Consider the following 20,295-nt stretch of genomic DNA (forward strand, 5'->3'; position numbering starts at 1 on the left):
GTGCGCCCGGCTGGGCCGCGGGCCGCGCGGCGCGCGCCGTGCCCGGCGGGGCCGAGGCTCGGCCTGGCGGACATGTTGCGCCGTTCGGAGGCCGCGATGTGTCCGCTCAGGCGAGGCTCGGCGCTGGCCGACGGGCCGGCGCGGGCGTCGCGGCCGCGTCAGGCGAGCAGGTGGGCGGCGGAGCGGACCGCGTCGAGCGCCGCACGGACACTCGGCACGCGGTCGGCCCCGCGGGCGACGACGACCTCGACGCGACGCGCCAGGTCGTCGTCCACGGGGTCGATCGCGACGCCGGCCGGGATGACCGTCGTGGCGAGGGCCAGCCGGGGGAGCAGCGCCACCCCGAGCCCCGCGGCGACGAGCCCCACGACCGCGGCCGCGTTGTCCGTCTCGAGGACGATGTCCGGCGTGAACCCCGCGCTCGCGCACGAGGCGAGCAGGTGGCCCCGGCAGCGTGGGCAGCCGCCGATCCAGCGGGCGTCGCGGTGGGACGCGAGGTCCACGACGGTCGAGCCGGCGGGGCGGAGGGGAGCCGGGCCTCCCGTCACGAGCGGCTGGGCAGCAGCGACGGGTGTGACGAGCGCGAGCGAGTCGCGGCCGAGTGCCCGGGTGACGAGCCCCGGGTCGGGGACGGCCCCGACCTCGTCGCCGACGTAGGTGAAGGTGAGGGCGACGTCGACCTCGCCAGCGCGGAGCAGGTCGAGGGCTTCGGGAGGCTCGACCTCCACGTACGAGGTCGTCACCCCCGGCGCCGTCGCGGCCAGGCGCGCGAGCACCGCGGGCACGAGGGCGGAGGACGCGCTCGGGAACCCCGCGAGCCGGACACGCCCGCGGGTGAGTCCGCCGACGGCGTCGAGGTCCTCGCGCGCCGCGGTCAGCGCCGCCTGCACGTGCAGGGCGTGGTCGGCGAGCACCTGGCCGGCGTGCGTCAGGGTCGCGCCGCGGCCGCCACGCAGAACCAGCGCGTGCCCGAGGCGCTGCTCGGCCCGGGTCAGGAGCTGGCTGACGGCCGGTTGGCTCGACCCGAGTGCAGCGGCCGCCCGGGTGATCGACCCACTGTCGGCGACGGCGCGCAGGACCTTGAGCAGCTGCGGGTCGATGTCGTCCATCACACGATGTTACCGGTGGCACAACGAACCTGCTCTGGCGTGATGGCTCGAGCGGCGGGACCCTGTCGGACATGGACTCGTTCCCCGCCGGCCGCGGCTACCTCGCGGCGTGCACCGCCGGACTCCCGTCGCACGGCACGCTCGCCGCGCAGCGCGCCGACCTCGACGCGTGGTCCCGAGGCGAGTCCTCGCCCGCTCACTACGGTGCCCTCGTCGAGGAGGGACGCGCGCTCTTCGCCGACCTGGTCGGTGTGCCGGCAGCGCAGGTCGCGACCGGGTCCCAGACCTCGGTGATGGCCGCCGTCGTCGCCGACGCCCTGCCGGACGGCGCCGAGGTGGTCGTCCCCGACGGCGACTTCAGCTCCGTCGTCTTCCCCTTCCTGGCGCAGGCACACCGCGGCGTGCGCGTCCGGAGCGTCCCCCTCGCCGAGCTCGCCGCCTCGATCGGCCCCGACACCGCGCTCGTCGCCTGGTCCGTCGTGCAGTCCGCCACCGGCATCGTCACCGACCCGGCGCCCGTCCTCGACGCGGCCCGACGGGTCGGTGCGCTGACGCTCTGCGACCTGACCCAGGCCGCCGGGGTCCTGCCCGTCGCCGCCGCGCCGTTCGACATCACGATCACGCACACGTACAAGTGGCTCTGCGCTCCTCGCGGCGTCGCGTTCATGACGCTCTCCGACACCGCACTGGGCCGCCTCCGCCCCGTCCAGGCCGGCTGGTACGCGGGCGAGGACGTCTGGTCCTCCTGCTACGGCCCCGCCATGCACCTGGCCGACGACGCCCGCCGCTTCGACGTCTCGCCGGCCTGGCAGGCGTGGCCCGGAGCGGTCGCCGCACTCCGGCACGCCGTCTCGCTCGACGCGCACACGACCTGGAGGCACGCCACCGGACTCGCAGACCGGCTCTGCGACGTGCTCGGGGCGGCCCGGCAAGGACGCGGCTCGGGTGGGCAGGCCATCGTCACGTTCCCCGACGCCGACGGCACCGGGCTCCGGGCGCTCACCGCGGCGGGCATCACCGCGTCGGGGCGGGCCGGACGGCTGCGGATCGCGTTCCACCTGTGGAACGACGAGGACGACGTGACCGACGTGGCGGCGGCGCTGGCGGGGGTGGAGCCGGGCGCGTCGGGGCGGTGAGGGACGGGGCGGCGGTGGGTCGGGCCTCCCGGGCCGCTAGCATTGCCGGGTCCGACCGCACACCGAGCACCCAGCTCGGCGAACTCAGGAGCACCTCAGTGGCACAGCCCTCCCGTCTCGACAGCGTCATCGCCCTGGCCAAGCGCCGTGGGTTCGTCTTCCAGTCGGGGGAGATCTACGGCGGATCCCGCTCCGCGTGGGACTACGGGCCCCTCGGCGTCGAGCTCAAGGAGAACATCAAGTGCCAGTGGTGGCAGCGGTTCGTCCGCGGCCGTGGCGACATGGTGGGCCTGGACTCCGCCGTCATCCTGCCCCGCAAGGTGTGGGAGGCCTCCGGCCACGTCGCGACGTTCACCGACCCGCTCGTGGAGTGCCTGCACTGCCACCACCGGTTCCGCGAGGACCACCTGCTCGAGGCGTTCCAGGCCAAGAAGGGCCGCGCTCCCGAGGGCGGCATGGCCGAGATCGCGTGCCCGAACTGCGGCACCCGCGGCGAGTGGACCGAGCCCCGCGAGTTCAGCGGCATGCTCAAGACCTACCTCGGCCCGGTCGAGTCGGAAGAGGGCCTGAACTTCCTGCGCCCCGAGACCGCCCAGGGCATCTTCGTCGACTTCGCGCAGGTCGTCACGACCAGCCGCATGAAGCCCCCGTTCGGCATCGGCCAGGTCGGCAAGGCCTTCCGCAACGAGATCACACCCGGCAACTTCATCTTCCGGACCCGCGAGTTCGAGCAGATGGAGATCGAGTACTTCGTGCCGCCGGCTTCGGCCGAGGAGCACTACGAGCAGTGGATCGCCGACGCCGTCGCGTTCTACACCGACCTCGGCATCGACCCGGAGAACCTCCGCCGCTTCGACGTGCCGGACGGGGAGCGCGCGCACTACTCCGACGCGACCGCTGACATCGAGTACCGCTTCGGGTTCGCCGGCACCGAGTGGGGCGAGCTCATGGGCGTCGCGAACCGCACCGACTTCGACCTGAAGAACCACATCGAGGCGTCCGGTCAGGACCTGCGGTACTTCGACCAGGCCGCGAACGAGAAGTACGTGCCCTACGTCATCGAGCCGTCGTTCGGTCTGACCCGTGCGCTGATGGCGTTCCTGCTCGACTCGTACCACGAGGACGAGGCCCCGAACGCGAAGGGCGGCGTCGACAAGCGCACCGTCCTGCGCCTCGACCCGCGTCTGGCGCCCGTGAAGGCCGCGGTCCTGCCGCTGTCCCGCAACGAGCAGCTCTCGCCGGTCGCCCGCGGCCTGGCCGACGACCTGCGCAAGAACTGGAACGTGGACTTCGACGACGCCGGTGCGATCGGTCGTCGCTACCGTCGCCACGACGAGATCGGCACGCCGTTCTGCATCACGGTCGACTTCGACACGCTCGAGGACAAGGCCGTGACCGTGCGTGAGCGCGACACCATGGGCCAGGAGCGCGTGTCGCTCGACCGCCTGCAGGGCTTCCTGGCCGAGCGGCTGCTCGGCGCGTAGCGCGGCGGCGGCGGCCCCGCGAAACACCGGTGTTCGTTGAACGCGCCGCGACATCCCGCGATGCGACCGACGAACACCGGTGTTCCGCGTGCCAGCCAGCACGGGAATGCCGGGACGGCGTCCGCGTTGGGGTCAGCATGAACGACTCCGTGAAGGTCGATGTCTGGTCGGACATCGCCTGCCCCTGGTGCTACATCGGCAAGCGCAAGTTCGAGGCGGGCGTCTCCGCGTTCGGCGGCCCGGTCGAGGTCGAGTACCACTCCTTCGAACTGAGCCCGGACACCCCCGTCGACTTCGAGGGCTCCGAAGCCGAGTTCCTCTCGCAGCACAAGGGCCTGCCCGTCGAGCAGGCGCAGCAGATGATCGACCAGGTCGCCGGCATCGCCGCCCAGGTCGACCTGCACTACGACTACGACGCCCTCCGCCACACCAACACGGTCAAGGCGCACCAGGTCATCCACCTCGCCAAGCAGCACGGCAAGCAGCTCGAGATGGTCGAGCGCCTGTTCGCCGCCTACTTCGAGCGCGGCGAGCACGTCGGGCAGGACGACTCGCTGGCCGACCTGGCCGCCGAGGTCGGGATCGACCGGGACGAGGTCCTGGCCACCCTCCGCGACGACAGCCAGCTCGCCGCGGTCCGCGCCGACCAGTCCCAGGCGCAGGCCTACGGCATCAACGGCGTCCCGTTCTTCGTCATCGACGGCAAGTACGGCGTCTCGGGCGCGCAGGACCCGGCCGCGTTCGAGCAGGTCCTCCGCCAGGTGGTCGCGCTCCGCGAGTCCACGCCCGCCGAGGTGGCCGACGCCGCCCAGCGTGCCGACGACGATGCGGCAGCGGACGCCGGGGTGACCCGATGACGGGCGCGACGGCTCCCGTGGGTGGTGGGTCGGGCCTCCCGGCCGGGTTTGAGGGCCGACCCGCCCTCCTGACGCTCGTCACGCCCGGCGGTGCGCCGGTCTGCGAAGGCGAGTCGTGCTTCGTGCCGGGCGCCGAGGGCGACTGGTCCGAGGTCCCCGACTGACGGCAGTCAGGAGCGGGGCGGTTCCTCGTCGGTGATGTCGGCGACCGTCGCGTCGTAGGCGGCGACGAGCGCATCGCCGTCCACGAAGGCGCTCGCGCCGTGTCGACCCGCCCCGAGCGCGACCCGTCGCCCGAGCACCCGCTCGTCGGCGAACACCGGCAGGTCGCCCGTCGCACCGATCGGGGTGATCGTGCCGCGCTCGTAGCCGCTGGCCTCGAGCGCGGTGGCCGCGTCGGGCATCGACAGCTTGTTCACGCCGACGATCGTGCGGAGCTTCTTCCAGGCGATGCTCCGACCGCCGGGGACCAGCGCCAACAGGAACCCGCCGTCGTGGCGCTTCACCACCAGGGTCTTCACGATGTCGCCCGGGTCGATGCCGAGCAGGGCCGCGGCACCCTCGAGCGAGTCGGCAGCGGGACGCTCGACGACCTGCACGTCGAGGCCGCGGGCGGCAGCGTCGGAGTCGAAGCGGGTGACGGCATCCGGAACGGTCATGTGGAGAACGCTACCGGCGGCCGACGACGTGGGAGAATGGGCAACGTATGACGATCACACAAGCTGCAGCAGCGCCTCTGCGCATCGGCCCCATCCAGGTCGATGCGCCCGTCGTGCTCGCCCCGATGGCCGGCATCACGAACATGGCGTACCGCCGCCTCTGCCGTGAGTACGGCGCCGGCTTGTACGTCTGCGAGATGATCACCTCCCGTGCCCTGGTCGAGCGGACGCCCGAGTCGATGCGGCTCATCCGGCACCACGAGTCCGAGACCCCGCGGTCGATCCAGCTGTACGGCGTCGAGCCCAACACCGTCGCCGAAGCCGCCACGATCCTGGTCGGCGAAGACCGCGCAGACCACATCGACCTGAACTTCGGGTGCCCGGTGCCGAAGGTCACGCGGAAGGGCGGGGGCGCGGCGCTGCCGTGGAAGCTCGACCTGTTCCGTGACCTCGTCACGAAGACGGTCCAGGCCGCGGGTGACGTCCCGGTCACCGTGAAGATGCGCAAGGGCATCGACGGCGACCACCTGACCTACCTCGACGCCGCCCGGATCGCGCGGGACGCCGGCGTCGCGAGTGTCGCCCTGCACGCCCGCACCGCCAACGAGCACTACTCGGGACAGGCGGACTGGTCGGCGATCGCGACCCTCAAGGAGACCATCACCGACATCCCGGTCCTCGGCAACGGTGACATCTGGTCCGCCGCCGACGCACTGCGGATGGTCGACGAGACCGGCTGCGACGGCGTGGTCGTCGGGCGCGGCTGCCTGGGCCGCCCGTGGCTGTTCGGCGACCTGGCCGCGGCGTTCCGTGGTGAGGACCTCCGGGCTGCCCCGGGCCTCGGCGAGGTCGCGGTCGCGTTCCGTCGGCACGCCGAACTGCTGGTCGAGTTCTTCGAGTCGGAAGAGCACGGCTGCCGGGACATCCGGAAGCACGTGGCCTGGTACTTCAAGGGGTACCCGATCGGTGGCGAGGTCCGGTCCGGTCTCGCCATGGCCTCGAGCCTGCAGGAGATCGACGACCTGCTCGGCCAGCTCGACTGGACGGCGCCGTACCCGGGTGCCGACGTCGAGGGCCCGCGTGGTCGTGCCGGACACGCCAAGCGGACGGCGCTGCCGGACCGTTGGCTCGAGAGCCGCGACGTCGACTCGGAGTTCCGCAAGGTCCTGGCCGCCGCCGAGATGCACCACAGCGGCGGATGAACGCCACCTCGTCGTACGGCCCGGCCGACGCCGACCGCTGGTTCCCCGAGGAGCACGGCAACCGGCGGAGCGACTTCGCCCGTGACCGCGCCCGTCTGCTGCACTCCAGCGCGCTCCGTCGCCTGGCCGCCAAGACGCAGGTGCTCAGTCCGACGACCGGACTGGACTTCGCCCGGAACCGCCTGACGCACTCGCTCGAGGTCGCCCAGGTCGGCCGTGAGCTCGCCGACAGCCTGGGCCTCGACCCGGACGTCGTCGACACCGCCTGCCTGGCGCACGACATCGGGCACCCGCCGTTCGGCCACAACGGCGAGACCGCGGTGAACGCCTGGGCCGCCGACATCGGCGGCTTCGAGGGCAACGCGCAGACCCTGCGACTGCTCACCCGGCTCGAGCCGAAGGTCTACGGCGACGACGGACGCGCCTACGGCCTCAACCTCACCCGCGCCTCGCTCGACGCCAGCTGCAAGTACCCGTGGCCGGCGTCGCAGGGTGTCGGCGAGGCATCGTCCGGCCGCACGAAGTTCGGCTTCTACGACGAGGACCACGAGGCCTTCGCCTGGCTCCGCGCCGGCGCACCCCGCCGGCAGCGCTGCATCGAGGCCCAGGTGATGGACCTGTCCGACGACATCGCGTACTCGGTGCACGACTTCGAGGACGCCGTCGTGGCGGGCTTCATCGACGTGGCCGCACTCGGGGACCGCGTCGGCGAGAACGACATCGTCACCGCCATGCACGCGTGGGTGGGCGACGACCTGAGCCGCGACGAGCTGCTCGAGGCATTCGACCGACTGCGCGGGATGTCCCTGTGGATGACCGAGTACGACGGCTCCCGGCAGGCGCAGGCGCGGCTCAAGAACCTGACCAGCCAGCTCATCGGCCGGTTCGCCCGCACGGCGACGACCGCGACGCGCGAGGCCTACGCCTCGGGCTCGCTCGTCCGGTTCGCGGCGAGCGTCGTCACGCCGCCGGAGATCATCGGCGAGATCGCGGTGCTCAAGGGCATCGTGGCGGCGTTCGTGATGACGCAGGGCGACCGGCAGCCGGTGTACGAGGACCAGCGCCGCGTGCTGACCGAGCTGCTCGACGTCCTCGCCGACCGCGGTGCCGACGCGCTGGAGCCCGGGTTCGCGGCCGACTGGCGCACCGCCGCCGACGACCAGGCTCGTCTCCGGGCCGTCGTCGACCAGGTGGCGAGCCTGACCGACCAGGGCGCGCTCGCCTGGCACAAGCGTCTGGTCGTGGGGGAGCGCGAGCCCGCCCACATCGCGGTCTGAGCCGAACCGCCGACCGGACGCCACCGCCGACGTCCACAGGCGGTCCGACGACGTCGGCCCGCCGAACTAGAATCGTCGGGTGGCAGGACTGATCGCGCGGAACGACATCGACGAGGTCCGCGCGCGCGTGAACATCGCCGACGTGGTGGGCGACTACGTCACGCTGAAGTCCGCGGGCGTCGGCTCGCTGAAGGGCCTCTGCCCCTTCCACGACGAGCGCACCCCGTCGTTCCACGTCCGTCCGCAGGTCGGTCGGTACCACTGCTTCGGCTGCGGCGAGGACGGTGACGTCTTCAGCTTCCTGATGTCGCAGGAGCACACGACCTTCCAGGAGGCCGTCGAGCGGATGGCCGCGAAGATCGGCTTCACGCTCCACTACGAGGACGGCGACGGCCCCCGCACCGACTACAACGCGCGTGCCCGCCTGATCGCCGCGAACGAGGCAGCGCAGGCGTTCTTCACGGCGCAGCTGACCACGGCCGCTGCCGAGCCGGCCCGGCAGTTCCTCGGGCAGCGCGGTTTCGACCCGGCCGCCGCGCAGCACTTCGGTGTCGGCTTCGCGCCGAAGTCGTTCGACGCGCTCAAGGACCACCTGCGCGGACTGCGGTTCAGCATCGACGAGATCGTCGCCGCCGGACTCGTCAGCCAGGGGGACCGCTCCCCGTACGACCGGTTCCGCGGGCGTCTGATGTGGCCGATCCGCGACGTCACCGGGGCGACGATCGGGTTCGGCGCCCGGCGGCTGCTCGAGGACGACAAGGGCCCGAAGTACCTGAACACGCCGGAGACCCCGATCTACCACAAGAGCCAGGTGCTCTACGGGCTCGACCTCGCCCGCAAGGAGATCGCGAAGGGCAAGCAGGTCGTCATCGTCGAGGGCTACACCGACGTGATGGCGTGCCACCTCGCCGGCATCACCACCGCGGTCGCCACCTGTGGCACGTCCTTCGGCGTCGACCACATCAAGGTCCTGCGCCCGATGCTCGGTGACTCTGCCGGACAGCACGTCTCGCAGCTCGGCCAGATCGTCTTCACGTTCGACCCGGACGAGGCCGGGCAGCGCGCCGCCTCTCGCGCGTTCGCCGAGGAACAGCGGTTCGCGTCGCAGACCTACGTCGCGGTCGCCCCGGGCGGTCTCGACCCCTGCGACCTCCGTCTGGCCCGGGGCGACGACGCGATCCGCCGTCTGGTGGAGAACCGTCGTCCGATGTTCGAGTTCATGATCCGTCGCCGGCTCGACGGCCACGACCTGGACACGGTCGAGGGCCGCGTCGGCGGTCTCCGCGAGAGCGCGCCCGTCATCGCCGACATCCGTGACCGCGCCCTGGCGGACGGCTACATCCGGAACACGGCCGGGTGGCTCGGCATGGACATCGAGGACGTGCGTCGGGCGGTCGCCACGGCCCGTCGGCGTCCGTCCGACGGTGGGCAGGGCGCTCGATCAGGAGGCTCGTCCAACGCCGGGCAGAACGGTTCCGGCAACGGGACCAACGGCTCCGGCACCGACGGATCCGGGCGGCACGGCGACGGTCGCGACCTGCCGGACGAACCGCAGGCGAGCATCCGGTCGCTGCCGGACGACCCGATCGCACGGATGGAGCGCGACGCCGTGATGGCGATGGTGCAGCAGCCGCAGTCGGTCGGCGTCCCGTTGCTCGCGCTGGCGGCCTCGGCGACCTTCTCGGCGCGGATGCTCTCGGTCGTCCGTGACGCCGTCGTGGCGAACATCGACGCGGTGGGGGACCGGGCCTGGCTCGACAAGCTGCTCAGCGACGTGCCGGCGCCGTTCCGGTCGCTCGTGCAGGAGCTCGCGCTCGCGCCGATCCCGGCCCGCTCCGACGAGGACCTGGCGATCTACTGCCGTGGCATCGTCGTGGCCCTCGTCGAACGGGACCTGCTCGCGCGGAAGGCCTCGCTGCTCGGACAACTGCAGCGCACGGATCCGTCCGACCAGGAGCGTCGGGCAGACGTGCAGCGTCAGCTGATGGACCTCGACGCCCAGCGGATGCGACTCCGCGCGGACACCCCCGGCGCCTGAACAGCGCGTCCTCGGCCGTCCTCCTGCGGAGCACGGCGGGCCGTCGGGTGCGCCGCCGAGCGGCTCCGAGCCCCGCGGAACCGGGGAGTTGCTGGACGCAACAGTTGTCGTCACGGCGCAAGGAAGCTGCGCGCCGCGCCGGACACACTGTCTCCGATACTCCGCTCTGAGCCGCGATCCTGCGTTACAGCGGTGTAAACAATCCGCCCCCGGGGCCTCCCGATGTCTGGCAGGGTGTGACCATTGAACGTCCCTGCGACCGGTCACAGCCCGTTCCACTCGGTCCCAGGACTCTTGCAACCACATCAGAGAGGCAATCGGACATGGCATCCGTTTCCACATGGGGCAAGCGCACCCTCGCACTCGGCGCCGGCGCCGCAGCGACCGCGCTCGTGCTCACCGGCTGCGCAGGCGGCACCAGCGGTGGCTCCGGCGACCTCAACGGCCTGATCATCGGCACGACCGACAAGGTCACCTCGCTCGACCCGGCCGGTTCCTACGACAACGGCTCGTTCGCCGTGCAGAACCAGGTCTTCCCGTTCCTCATGAACACCCCGACGGGCAGCCCGGACGTCGAGCCGGACATCGCCACGAAGGCGGAGTTCACGAACCCGACGACGTACGAGGTCACCCTGAAGAAGGGTCTCGAGTTCGCGAACGGCAACAAGCTCACCTCGAGCGACGTCAAGTTCTCGTTCGAGCGCGACCTGAAGATCAAGAACGACAACGGCCCGTGGTCGCTGCTCGCGAACCTCAAGAGCATCGACACCCCGGACGCCACGACGGTCGTCTTCAACCTCGACCACGCCGACCAGACCTGGCCACAGGTGCTCTCGAGCCCCGCCGGCCCGATCGTCGACGAGGACGTCTTCTCGGCGACGAAGCTCACCAGCGCCGACGACATCGTCAAGGGCAACGCCTTCGCCGGCCAGTACAAGATCACCTCCTACAAGGAGAACGACCTGATCGCGTACGAGGCGAACGACAAGTACGACGGTGTCCTCGACAAGGCGAAGACCAAGGACGTCACCGCCCAGTACTTCACCAAGGAGACCGACCTCAAGCTCGCGGTCCAGAAGGGCGACGTCGACGTGGCGTACCGCTCCCTGACCCCGACGGACATCTCGTCGCTCCGCAAGGACTCCAAGCTGCAGGTCATCGACGGCCCCGGCGGCGAGATCCGCTACGTCGTCTTCAACTTCAAGACGCAGCCCTTCGGCACCGGCCAGAGCGACGCCGACGAAGCGAAGGCGCTGGCCGTGCGCCAGGCCGTCGCCGACGTCGTCGACCGCGACGAGCTCGCCAAGGAGGTCTACAACGACACCTACACGCCCGTCTACTCGATGGTGCCGGACGGCCTGACCGGTGCCGCGACGCCGTTCAAGTCGCTCTACGGTGACGGCAACGGTGCGCCGGACGTCGACAAGGCCAAGAAGACGCTCAAGGACGCCGGCGTCTCGGGCAAGATCGAGCTCGACATCCAGTACTCGCCGGACCACTACGGCTCGGCGTCGGACGACGAGTACGCCACGCTGAAGACCCAGCTCGAGAACACCGGCCTGTTCACCGTGAACATCCAGTCCACGGTCTACACGACCTACGCGGTCGAGCGCACGAAGGACGCCTACCCGCTGTACCAGCTCGGATGGTTCCCGGACTTCTCGGACGCCGACAACTACCTCTCGCCGTTCTTCACGAAGGACAACTTCGTGCAGAACCACTACGACGACCCGACCATCCAGGGTCTGATCGCCGACGAGCAGGAAGAGTCGGACACCGACAAGCGCGCCGCCATCATCGAGAAGGCCCAGCAGCGTGAGGCCGAGCAGATCTCGACCCTCCCGCTCCTGCAGGGCAAGTCGGTCGCCGTGGCCGGCAAGGACGTCAAGGGTGTCACCCTCGACGCGTCCTTCAAGTTCCGCTACGGGACCATCACCAAGTAACCAGACGCACGGAAGGGGGCGCTCCCACGAGGAGCGCCCCCTCTCGGCGTCATGCGAAAGGCACAGACCCCGTGACCCTCACGAACCCAGAGGCGATCGAGACCGAGCCCACGAAACCCCAGGCACAGCGACGTGCCAAGGGACAGGGCGGCGGACTCGGCCGGTACATCCTCATCCGCTTCCTCCTGATCTTCCCGACCGTGTTCATCCTGGTGACACTGGTCTTCTTCCTGATGCGTGTCGTCGGGAACCCGATCACCGCCTCGGTCGGCGGACGGCTCACGCCCTCGCAGCTGCAGGAACGCCTGCACGCCGCGGGCTACGACCGCCCGGTGATCGTCCAGTACATCGAGTACCTCGGGCAGATCGTCCGCGGTGACTTCGGCTCGTCGGTCACCGACAACCGCCCGGTGACCGAGATCATCCTGCAGTACGGCGGCGCGACGGCGGAGCTGGTGTTCTACGCCCTCATCGTCGCCCTCGTGCTCGGCATCCCGCTCGGCATGCTCGCCGCGTACCTCCGCGACAAGTGGCCGGACGTCCTGCTCCGCGCCCTGGCGATCCTGACCTACGCGACACCGGTGTTCTTCGGTGGCCTGCTGCTCAAGCTCGTCTTCTCGGTCTGGCTCGGGTGGCTGCCGCTCGGCGACCGGGCGTCGACCCGGGTCCAGCTGATCCTGGACCGGATCGACAACCCGACCGGGGTGTTCCTCATCGACGCGATCCGGACCGGCAACGGCCAGATCATCAGCGACGTCCTGCAGCACGCGGTCCTGCCGGCGCTGACGCTCGGGCTGCTGACCGCCGGCATCTTCCTGCGCCTGGTGCGCGCGAACATGATCGGCTCGCTCGGCTCCGAGTACGTCGACGCCGCGCGCTCCCGCGGTGTGCGGGAGTCCCGACTCGTCCGGACGCACGCGTTCCGACCGGCCCTGGTGCCGATCATCACGGTGATGGGTCTGCAGATCGCGATGCTCCTGGGCGGCTCGGTCCTCACCGAGACGACCTTCGGCTGGCGCGGCCTGGGCTTCGAGCTCAACCAGTACTTGTCCGCACGTGACTTCGTCGCCGTGCAGGGCATCGTCGCGATGCTGGCGGTGATCGTCGCCGTCACGAACTTCGTCGTCGACGTCGTCGCGGCGCTCATCGACCCGAGAGTGAGGTTCTGACGATGTCCGACATCACCCTCGTCGACCGCCACGAGCCGCTCTGGAAGCGTCTCCCCGTCGTCGTCCAGCTCCGCCGGAGCACCGGATGGCAGCGCGCCATGCTCATCGTCGGTGTCGTCATCTGCGCCGTCTACCTGCTCGTCGCGGTGTTCGCCCCGCTCATCGCGCCGTACGGCTTCGGTGACCAGCAGGGTGCCGACGGCGCGAACTTCCCGCGCACCGGTGCCCCGAGCGCCGAACACATCTGGGGCACCACGGTCGGTGGCCTCGACGTGTTCAGCCGGGTCCTCTACGGCACGCGGACGGCGGTGCTCGTCGTCATCGTGGCGGTGGTCGTCTCGATCGCGATCGGTGTCCTGCTCGGCATGGTGTCCGGGTACATCGGCGGCTGGCTCGACCGTGTGCTCGTGGTCGTCGCCGACGCCATCTACGCGTTCCCGTCGCTGCTGCTCGCGATCGTCGTCTCGATCGTGGTCTCCGGCGGCCGGTCGACCTACTGGGGCGGCATCACGGCGGCGGCGATCTCGATCACCGTGGTCTACATCCCGCAGTACTTCCGGGTGGTCCGCGCCGAGGCCGTGCGCCTGAAGAACGACGCCTTCGTCGAGTCGGCCCGCGTCATCGGCACGAACCCGTGGCGCATCATGACGCGGCACGTGCTCCGGAACTCGACGCGGTCCCTGCCGCTGATCCTCACCCTGAACGCCAGTGACGCGGTGCTCACCCTGGCCGGCCTCGGCTTCCTCGGGTTCGGCATCGGCCCGACCCAGGGCGCCGAGTGGGGCTACGACCTCAGCCGTGCCCTGTCCGACGTCGCGAGCGGCGTCTGGTGGACCGGCGTCTACCCGGGCATCGCGATCGTGCTGCTCGTCCTCGGCGTGACGTTCATCGGCGAGAGCCTCAACGACATCTCCGACCCCCGCCTGCGCGCCCGCCGGCGGTTGAAGCAGCTGGTCTCCACGCGCGACAAGGGGACCGACGCGGAAGGGGCAGCAGCATGAACGGCAGCACCACGGGCCTCCCGGCCCACACGGGCCGCACGGCGGCCGACCCGGTCGTCGTCGACGACCTCACCGTCACCTTCGCGACCGACGGTGGCGCCGTCGACGCGGTCAAGGGTGTCAGCCTCGACGTCCGCCCCGGCGAGGTGCTCGCCCTGGTCGGCGAGTCCGGCTCGGGCAAGTCGGTCACCGCGCGGAGCATGCTCCGCCTGATGCCGGAGACGGCGACGCTCGGCGGCGCGGTCATGCTCGAGGGCACCGACGTCGTCGCGGTCGGGTCGCAGAAGCTCCGCGAGCTGCGGGGCACGGCCGGTGCGATGGTCTTCCAGGAGCCGTCGACCGCGCTGAACCCGGTCTTCACGGTCGGGTGGCAGATCGCCGAGGGCCTGCGCGCCCACGGCGGGGTCTCCAAGAAGGAGGCCCGTGCCAAGGCGATCGACTACCTGCGCCGCGTCGGCATCCCCGACCCGGAGACGCGCGTCGACCACTACCCGCACCAGTTCTCCGGCGGGCAGAAGCAGCGCGTGGTGATCGCCAGTGCGCTCGCCCTCGAACCCAGCGTGATCATCGCCGACGAGCCGACCACCGCCCTCGACGTGACGGTGCAGGCCGAGATCCTCGACCTGCTCCGCCGGTGCCGCGACGAGTTCGGCGCGGCGATCGTCATCATCACGCACAACATGGGCGTCGTCGCCGACCTGGCCGACCGCGTCGCCGTGATGTACCAGGGCGAGGTCGTCGAGGAAGCCCCCGTGGAGCAGCTCTTCGCCGCCCCGCAGGCCGACTACACGAAGCGCCTGCTCGCAGCCGTGCCGCGGCTCGAGGCGTCGACCGGGGTCGCCCGCCGCGCGCTCGTCACGGAGGACGTCGAGCCCGTCGTGTCCGCGACGGGGCTCGAGATCGAGTACCCGGGTCGACTCGGCTCGCCGGCGTTCCGCGCGGTGAAGGGCGTCGACCTGGCGATCCGACCCGGCGAGGTCCTCGGTCTGGTGGGGGAGTCCGGCTCCGGCAAGACCACCATCGGCCGGGCCATCGCCGGGCTGACGAAGATCACCGGTGGATCGCTCAACGTGCTCGGCACCGAGATGCTCGGGTACAAGGAGCGCGACTTCAAGCGGCTGCGGAAGGACATCGGGTTCGTCTTCCAGGACCCGGCGACGTCGTTCAACCCGCTGCTGACGATCGCCGAGTGCGTCGCCGAACCGCTCGTCGTGCACGGGGTCGCCTCGTCGCCCCGTGCTGCGCGCAAGCAGGTGGACGAACTCATGGAGGCCGTGCAGCTGCCCGCCGCGTACGGCGACCGGTACCCGCACGAGCTCTCCGGTGGGCAGCGCCAGCGCGCCTCGCTCGCCCGGTCACTCGCGCTCCGGCCGAAGCTGCTCATCGCGGACGAGCCGACGAGTGCGCTCGACGTGTCGGTGCAGGCCCGGGTCCTCGAGCTGTTCCTCGAACTTCAGCAGGACTTCGGGTTCGCGTCGCTGTTCATCAGCCACGACCTGGCCGTCGTCGGCGCCCTGTCCGACCGGATCGCCGTGCTGTACCGCGGTGACCTGGTCGAGACCGGCACAACAGCCGAGGTCCTCGGCGCCCCGCAGCACCCGTACACCCAGCGGCTGCTCGCGTCGCTGCCGGTGCCGGACCCGACGGAGCAGGCCGAGCGACGGCGTACGCTGGAGCGACTGGAGCAGGCCGGGGCCTGACCGGACGGTGACACACCGTCGGATGCGCCCCGACCAGCCAGGAGGCCCGGCCACGTCCGCGACGCACGTCGCGCGGACGAGTGGTCCGGGCCTCCCGTCCGGTGTGGACCGCGGCAGGGCGCACGCGGCAGGAGAAGGGGTTCCATGACCGGGGAGAACGGTCCGGCCGTCATCGCGGACGACGTCAGTATCGAGTACCGGGGCGGGCCGGTGAAGCACCCGATCCGCGCCGTGGACGGCGTGAGCCTGACGCTCGGGTGGGGCGAGATCCTCGCGGTGCTCGGCGAGTCCGGTTCGGGGAAGTCGACCTTCGCTGCCGCGGTCGCCGGGCAGCTCGGCACGCACGGCGAGGGGGAGGGCGCGCACCGTCGTCGGATCGTCGGCGGGGAACTCAGCGTGCTCGGCCAGCCGACACGGCGGCTCCGGCAGTCGTCCCGGCGCTACACGCGCCTGACCGGGCAGATCGGCTACCTGCCGCAGGACGGCGCCGACCGGCTGCGCCCGGACCTGCTCGTCGGCGAGGCGATCGCCGAACCGATCTACGCCCGCGACCGCCGGTTCGACCGGAAGGAAGCCGGCCTCATCGTCGCCCGGCTGGTCGACGCGGTGCACCTGCCGCTCGGTGTGCTCCGGCTGAACACGTGGGAGCTGTCCAGCGGGCAACGCCAGCGCGTCGCCCTGGCCCGGGCGCTCGTCCTCGAGCCGCAGCTGCTCGTCGCGGACGAACCCGCGCGCGGTGTGGACGTGCTCGTTCGGCAGTCCGTCCTGGAGGCCCTGGCCGGCCTCCAGCGGCACCGCCAGTTCGCCGCGATCGTCGTCTCGAGCGACCTGCGGGAGGCCCGTGCCCTCGCCGACCGGGTCGCGATCATGAGCGCCGGCCGGCTGGTCGGGCTCGGCACGTTCGACGAGGTCCTCGACAACCCGCTGGACCCGTACGTCCGGACGCTCGCGGCGACGGCGTCGCGACCGGTGAAGCGGAAGCCGGCGACGGCCGGCCGCGGCGGGGTGCGACAGGCATGAGTGGTGGGGCAGGCATGAGTGGGGGGACAGGCATGAGCGAGCAGCAGCAGGCGCGGGGCCACCGTGCGGTCGTGACCGATGCCGGGCGCCCCCTGCCGGTCGGGACGCCGGAGTCCGGGTCGGTGACGATCCTGCCGACGCCCACCGCGCTGCACGAGGACGCCGTCCGGAGCGCCGGCGGCACCCTCACCGCCCTGGGCGACGACACCCGCGGGATCGTGTGGCTCGACGCGAGCGACCCGGGCGGGCTGCAGGACGCCCTGACGACCGCTCCCGGCGTGACCTGGGTGCAACTGCCGTTCGCCGGCGTCGACGCGTTCACGCACCTCATCGCCGAGCACGGTGACCGCGTGCTGTTCACCTCGGCCAAGGGCGCGTACGCCGAGCCCGTGGCCGAGCACGCGCTCGCGCTGACCCTCGCGACGCTCCGGGTGCTGCAGAAGCGTGCCCGGACCATCACCTGGTCGCGGGAGCCCGAGGGCATGTCCCTGTACGGGCGGCACGTGGTGCTCATCGGCGCGGGGGGCATCGCGCTGGAGTACCTGCGGCTGGTGGCACCGTTCGAGGTGCGGGTGACCGTCGTCCGCCGGTCGTCGGAGCCCGTGCCCGGAGCCGAGCGCACCGTCACGACCGACCAGCTCGACGCGGTCCTGCCCGACGCCGACGTGGTCGTGGTCACTGCGGCCATGACCTCGGACACGTCCGGGCTGCTCGGAGCGCACCAGTTCGCGATCATGCCGGACCACGCGCGACTGGTGAACATCGCCCGCGGCGGACTGGTCGACACCGATGCACTCGTCGACGCGCTCCGGTCCGGAGCGATCACCGCTGCCGGGCTCGACGTGACCGACCCGGAGCCGCTGCCGGACGGACACCCGCTCTGGGACGAGCCGGGCGCGCTCATCACCCCGCACCAGGCGGACACCCCGGAGATGGTCGCACCACTGCTGGCCGAGCGGGTCGGGGCCAACGTCCGGGCGTTCCTGGGTGGTGACGGCACCGGGTTCGTGGGCGTCGTCGACCCGGCGGCCGGCTACTGACGGACCCTGCCTGACCGGGGGTTCTCGGCGCCGTCGGTGGCGGCACGCCCGGGATGCGCGACCGATGCGCGGGACGCTGGGCGTTTGCTGCTATGCTGTTACCCGCTGTTCAACCGCCTTCCAGCGGAGCCGCAGTGATCCTCGATAGCTCAATTGGCAGAGCAGCCGGCTGTTAACCGGCAGGTTGTTGGTTCGAGTCCAACTCGGGGAGCGACAGGCCCTCACCCTCCGGGGTGGGGGCCTTCTCGTTTCTCCGGCGTGCTGGTGCTGGTGCTGGTGCTGGTGCTGTCTGCTGTGTGCGGCTGCCCGCCCGCGGTTCCCGGGCGTCGTGCTGCGCTTCCACAGCCGGCATGCTGTCGGAAGCTGTTAACGTCCACAGGTGCCCCTCCGACCTCGACGCCCCGCGACGCTCGTCGCCGTGCTCGCGCTCGGGGTCGCCCTGACCGCGCTGACCGGTTGTTCGTCGACCGAGACCGGTGCCCGCGCCGAAGCGGCCGACGGTCCGTCCGCCGCCACCAGCCGGTCGGCGTCCGGTGGGTCCGGGCCGACCGGCACGTCACCGATCGTCTTCGCGTTCACCTGCACGGTCGGGAACGGCCCGTCCGTCGAGACCTACACGACCTCGTCCGCGGTGTGGGAGGACGGTCGCACCTCGTGCACGGCCGCGCCCATCACCGGCACCGTCCCCTCGGCACAGCAGCAGTCCGCACTCGACGCTGCTCGCGGCGCCGCGACGCTCGAGGAACTCGCCGCGGGCTGCGCGGTCAGCGGGACCGGTCCGTGGCGGTCACCCGTGAAGTCGGCCGAGCAGGCGGACCTGGCGGCTGGGCTGGAGCGGTACTGCCCGGGTCACCCGGACATGGACCGGCTGCGGGACGCGCTGGCGGCGCACCGAGGCTGACACGCCGCCTGCGGCGGGCTCAACCGGAGGCGGGCTGTGCCGGCGGCGGGATCAGCCCCCGGCCGGTGCTTTCGGTTGGTTCAGCCCTCGGGGTGGTCGCGTCCCGGCAGCCAGGACTGACCGGGCCCGCCCCAGCTGGCCTTCCGGATCGCCTTCTGGACCTGCTTGGCGTACGGGTGGACCAGCCGGTCCGCGTACAGCACGCCGTCCAGGTGGTCGTACTCGTGCTGGAAGACGCGGGCGAGCCAGCCGTGCGCCTCGATCTCGAACGGTTCGCCGTGCTCGTCGAACGCCTGCAGCAGCGCACCCTCGGACCGTCGAAGCGGGAAGCGTTCACCCGGCACCGACAGGCAGCCCTCGGACTCGTCGTCCTCGTCGAGCTCCTCGATCGACTCCGGCACCGCGGGAGTGGTCCACAGCACCGGGTTCACCGCGACGCCGCGCCACAGCACCTCGTCGTCGTCCGTCCAAGAGTAGACGAACAGCCGCTGGCCGACCCCGACCTGCGGGCCGGCGAGCCCGACGCCGGGCGCCAGGTCCATCGTCTCGAACATGTCGGCGACGAGCGTGCGCAGGTCGTCGTCGAAGACGGTGACCTCGGTCGCGGGGGCGTGCAGGACGGGTTCACCGGTGATCCGGATCGGGAGGACGGCCATGCAGTCAGGATATCTTCGCGCGTCGGATAGCCTCGACGCGTGACCCCGGACCTGCAGATCCCCGACGCGGTGCAGAACCTGACCCCGTTCCAGGCGCTGATGATCCCCGTCGCCCTCGTCGGTGCCGTGTTCCTGTCGCTCGGCGCGCAGTTCCAGAGCCGTGGGGTCCAGCGGGTCGAAGCGCGCCTCGGCCAGCAGTCGAAGGGGCTGTCGGTCCGCCACGTGCTCGCGCTCCTCGGCAGCGGCAACTGGGTGCTCGGCACGATCATGCTCGGTGCCGCGATCGTCCTGCAGCTGGTCAGCATCACGTACGCGCCGCTCATCGTCGTGCAGCCCCTCGGTGCCGTGGCGCTGGTCGTCACGACGTGGTTCTCGTCGCGCAGCACCGGCGTCCCGCTCGGCACCCAGGCGCGTCGAGCCGTGTGGACCTGCATCGGCGGTGTGGGCTTGTTCGTCCTCATCGCCGCGCTGTACGGCCGCGAGAGCCCGATCGGCCGTGGCCAGCTCATCACCGTGCTGGTGGTCCTGGCGGTCGTCCTGACCCTCGTGGTGATCTCGTTCCGCCTGGTCGCCAAGCGCCGCAACGCGCTCTACTACATCATCGGCGCCGGCATCCTCTACGGCTTCGTCGCGACCCTGGCGAAGGTCACGCTGAACCGCATCGTCAACGGCACCTTCGACTGGGTCACCGCGTTCGCCATCGTCGGCGTCGTGGTCGCCTCCGCCGTGGGCGCGTACTTCGTGCAGAACGCCTACTCGAGCGGCTCCGCCGACCTCGTCATCGCGGGGCTCACGGTCGTCGACCCCATCGTCGCGGTGGGCATCGGCGTCATCGTCCTCGACGAGGCCGCCGGCGCCCCCGTCGGTGCCGGCATCGGCTTCCTCGTCGCCGGTGCGATCGCCATCACCGGCGTCTTCCTGCTGGCCAAGCACCACCCCGACTCGCGCCGGTGACGGCGGACGGGAGGCGCGCCTCCAGTCCGACAGCCAGCCCGCGTCCGACGCTCGGTGCGGTACCAGGGGATGACGCGGGTCCGCCGCGCGGCTGAGGTGGGCGGCCAGAGGGGTGCGGTAGCGTTCCGAACCGACCAGACCGGCGTGCG

Annotated in this window: 17 protein-coding genes and 1 tRNA gene; 15 read left to right on the forward strand and 3 right to left on the reverse strand. The window is 71.4% G+C overall.

Features of this window, described 5'->3' with window-relative positions:
- Window positions 1-158: 158 nt before the first annotated feature.
- Window positions 159-1,109 (reverse strand): LysR family transcriptional regulator, encoded by a 951-nt coding sequence (locus SOM35_RS16415; RefSeq protein ID WP_320516205.1) that lies wholly within the window; start codon window positions 1,107-1,109, stop codon window positions 159-161.
- A gap of 71 nt (window positions 1,110-1,180) precedes the next feature.
- Between SOM35_RS16415 and SOM35_RS16420 the strand changes: the two genes are divergently transcribed.
- The 3 genes from SOM35_RS16420 to SOM35_RS16430 all read left to right on the forward strand — a co-directional run bounded on the left by SOM35_RS16420 (window position 1,181) and on the right by SOM35_RS16430 (window position 4,586).
- Window positions 1,181-2,245: an aminotransferase class V-fold PLP-dependent enzyme gene (locus SOM35_RS16420; protein ID WP_320516206.1), complete on the forward strand. Its 1,065-nt coding sequence runs from the start codon at window positions 1,181-1,183 to the stop codon at window positions 2,243-2,245.
- Window positions 2,246-2,343: 98 nt separating this feature from the next.
- Window positions 2,344-3,729, forward strand: coding sequence for a glycine--tRNA ligase (locus tag SOM35_RS16425; RefSeq protein ID WP_320516207.1), 1,386 nt, complete (start codon window positions 2,344-2,346; stop codon window positions 3,727-3,729).
- Window positions 3,730-3,866: 137 nt separating this feature from the next.
- The gene (locus tag SOM35_RS16430) at window positions 3,867-4,586 is read left to right on the forward strand and encodes a DsbA family oxidoreductase (protein WP_221851350.1); all 720 of its coding nucleotides are present in this window, start codon (window positions 3,867-3,869) and stop codon (window positions 4,584-4,586) included.
- A gap of 170 nt (window positions 4,587-4,756) precedes the next feature.
- Here SOM35_RS16430 and SOM35_RS16435 read toward each other — a convergent pair whose 3' ends face one another.
- Window positions 4,757-5,245: an aminoacyl-tRNA deacylase gene (locus SOM35_RS16435; RefSeq protein WP_320516208.1), complete on the reverse strand. Its 489-nt coding sequence runs from the start codon at window positions 5,243-5,245 to the stop codon at window positions 4,757-4,759.
- A 47-nt stretch (window positions 5,246-5,292) separates the two neighbouring features.
- Between SOM35_RS16435 and dusB the strand changes: the two genes are divergently transcribed.
- The 11 genes from dusB (at window position 5,293) to SOM35_RS16490 (ending at window position 18,536) form a co-directional block, all read left to right on the forward strand.
- Window positions 5,293-6,447, forward strand: coding sequence for a tRNA dihydrouridine synthase DusB (gene dusB / locus SOM35_RS16440; RefSeq protein ID WP_221851348.1), 1,155 nt, complete (start codon window positions 5,293-5,295; stop codon window positions 6,445-6,447).
- Window positions 6,444-7,724, forward strand: coding sequence for a deoxyguanosinetriphosphate triphosphohydrolase (locus tag SOM35_RS16445; RefSeq protein WP_320516209.1), 1,281 nt, complete (start codon window positions 6,444-6,446; stop codon window positions 7,722-7,724). The genes dusB and SOM35_RS16445 overlap by 4 nt, the downstream gene beginning before the upstream one ends.
- Before the next feature lie 79 nt (window positions 7,725-7,803).
- Entirely contained in the window at window positions 7,804-9,762 is a 1,959-nt protein-coding gene (gene dnaG, locus SOM35_RS16450) for a DNA primase (protein ID WP_290156625.1), read from the forward strand.
- A 323-nt stretch (window positions 9,763-10,085) separates the two neighbouring features.
- A complete protein-coding gene (locus SOM35_RS16455) occupies window positions 10,086-11,705 on the forward strand; it encodes an ABC transporter substrate-binding protein (RefSeq protein WP_221851344.1) in 1,620 nt (539 codons plus the stop codon).
- A 71-nt stretch (window positions 11,706-11,776) separates the two neighbouring features.
- Window positions 11,777-12,874, forward strand: a complete 1,098-nt coding sequence (locus tag SOM35_RS16460; protein ID WP_111076382.1) for an ABC transporter permease — start codon at window positions 11,777-11,779, stop codon at window positions 12,872-12,874.
- A gap of 2 nt (window positions 12,875-12,876) precedes the next feature.
- Window positions 12,877-13,875 carry an ABC transporter permease gene (locus SOM35_RS16465; RefSeq protein WP_221851342.1) on the forward strand — a complete coding sequence of 333 codons (999 nt, stop codon included), beginning with the start codon at window positions 12,877-12,879 and terminating at the stop codon, window positions 13,873-13,875.
- Entirely contained in the window at window positions 13,872-15,575 is a 1,704-nt protein-coding gene (locus tag SOM35_RS16470; RefSeq protein ID WP_320516210.1) for an ABC transporter ATP-binding protein, read from the forward strand. The genes SOM35_RS16465 and SOM35_RS16470 overlap by 4 nt, the downstream gene beginning before the upstream one ends.
- A 144-nt stretch (window positions 15,576-15,719) precedes the next feature.
- Window positions 15,720-16,595 (forward strand): ATP-binding cassette domain-containing protein, encoded by an 876-nt coding sequence (locus tag SOM35_RS16475; protein WP_301221739.1) that lies wholly within the window; start codon window positions 15,720-15,722, stop codon window positions 16,593-16,595.
- A 32-nt stretch (window positions 16,596-16,627) separates the two neighbouring features.
- Window positions 16,628-17,635, forward strand: a complete 1,008-nt coding sequence (locus SOM35_RS16480) for a D-isomer specific 2-hydroxyacid dehydrogenase family protein (protein WP_320516211.1) — start codon at window positions 16,628-16,630, stop codon at window positions 17,633-17,635.
- Between the two features lie 138 nt (window positions 17,636-17,773).
- Window positions 17,774-17,846: transfer RNA gene (locus SOM35_RS16485), tRNA-Asn, on the forward strand.
- 168 nt (window positions 17,847-18,014) lie between these two features.
- Window positions 18,015-18,536: a hypothetical protein gene (locus tag SOM35_RS16490; protein WP_320516212.1), complete on the forward strand. Its 522-nt coding sequence runs from the start codon at window positions 18,015-18,017 to the stop codon at window positions 18,534-18,536.
- 80 nt (window positions 18,537-18,616) lie between these two features.
- Here the strand turns inward: SOM35_RS16490 and def are convergent, their stop codons facing one another.
- Entirely contained in the window at window positions 18,617-19,192 is a 576-nt protein-coding gene (gene def / locus SOM35_RS16495; protein ID WP_253462756.1) for a peptide deformylase, read from the reverse strand.
- A 39-nt stretch (window positions 19,193-19,231) separates the two neighbouring features.
- Here def and SOM35_RS16500 point away from each other — a divergent pair, with 39 nt between their 5' ends.
- The gene (locus tag SOM35_RS16500) at window positions 19,232-20,146 is read left to right on the forward strand and encodes a DMT family transporter (protein WP_320516213.1); all 915 of its coding nucleotides are present in this window, start codon (window positions 19,232-19,234) and stop codon (window positions 20,144-20,146) included.
- Window positions 20,147-20,295: the final 149 nt, after the last annotated feature.

It is taken from the genome of Curtobacterium sp. CFBP9011 (genome assembly GCF_034045095.1).
Lineage (GTDB): Bacteria > Actinomycetota > Actinomycetes > Actinomycetales > Microbacteriaceae > Curtobacterium.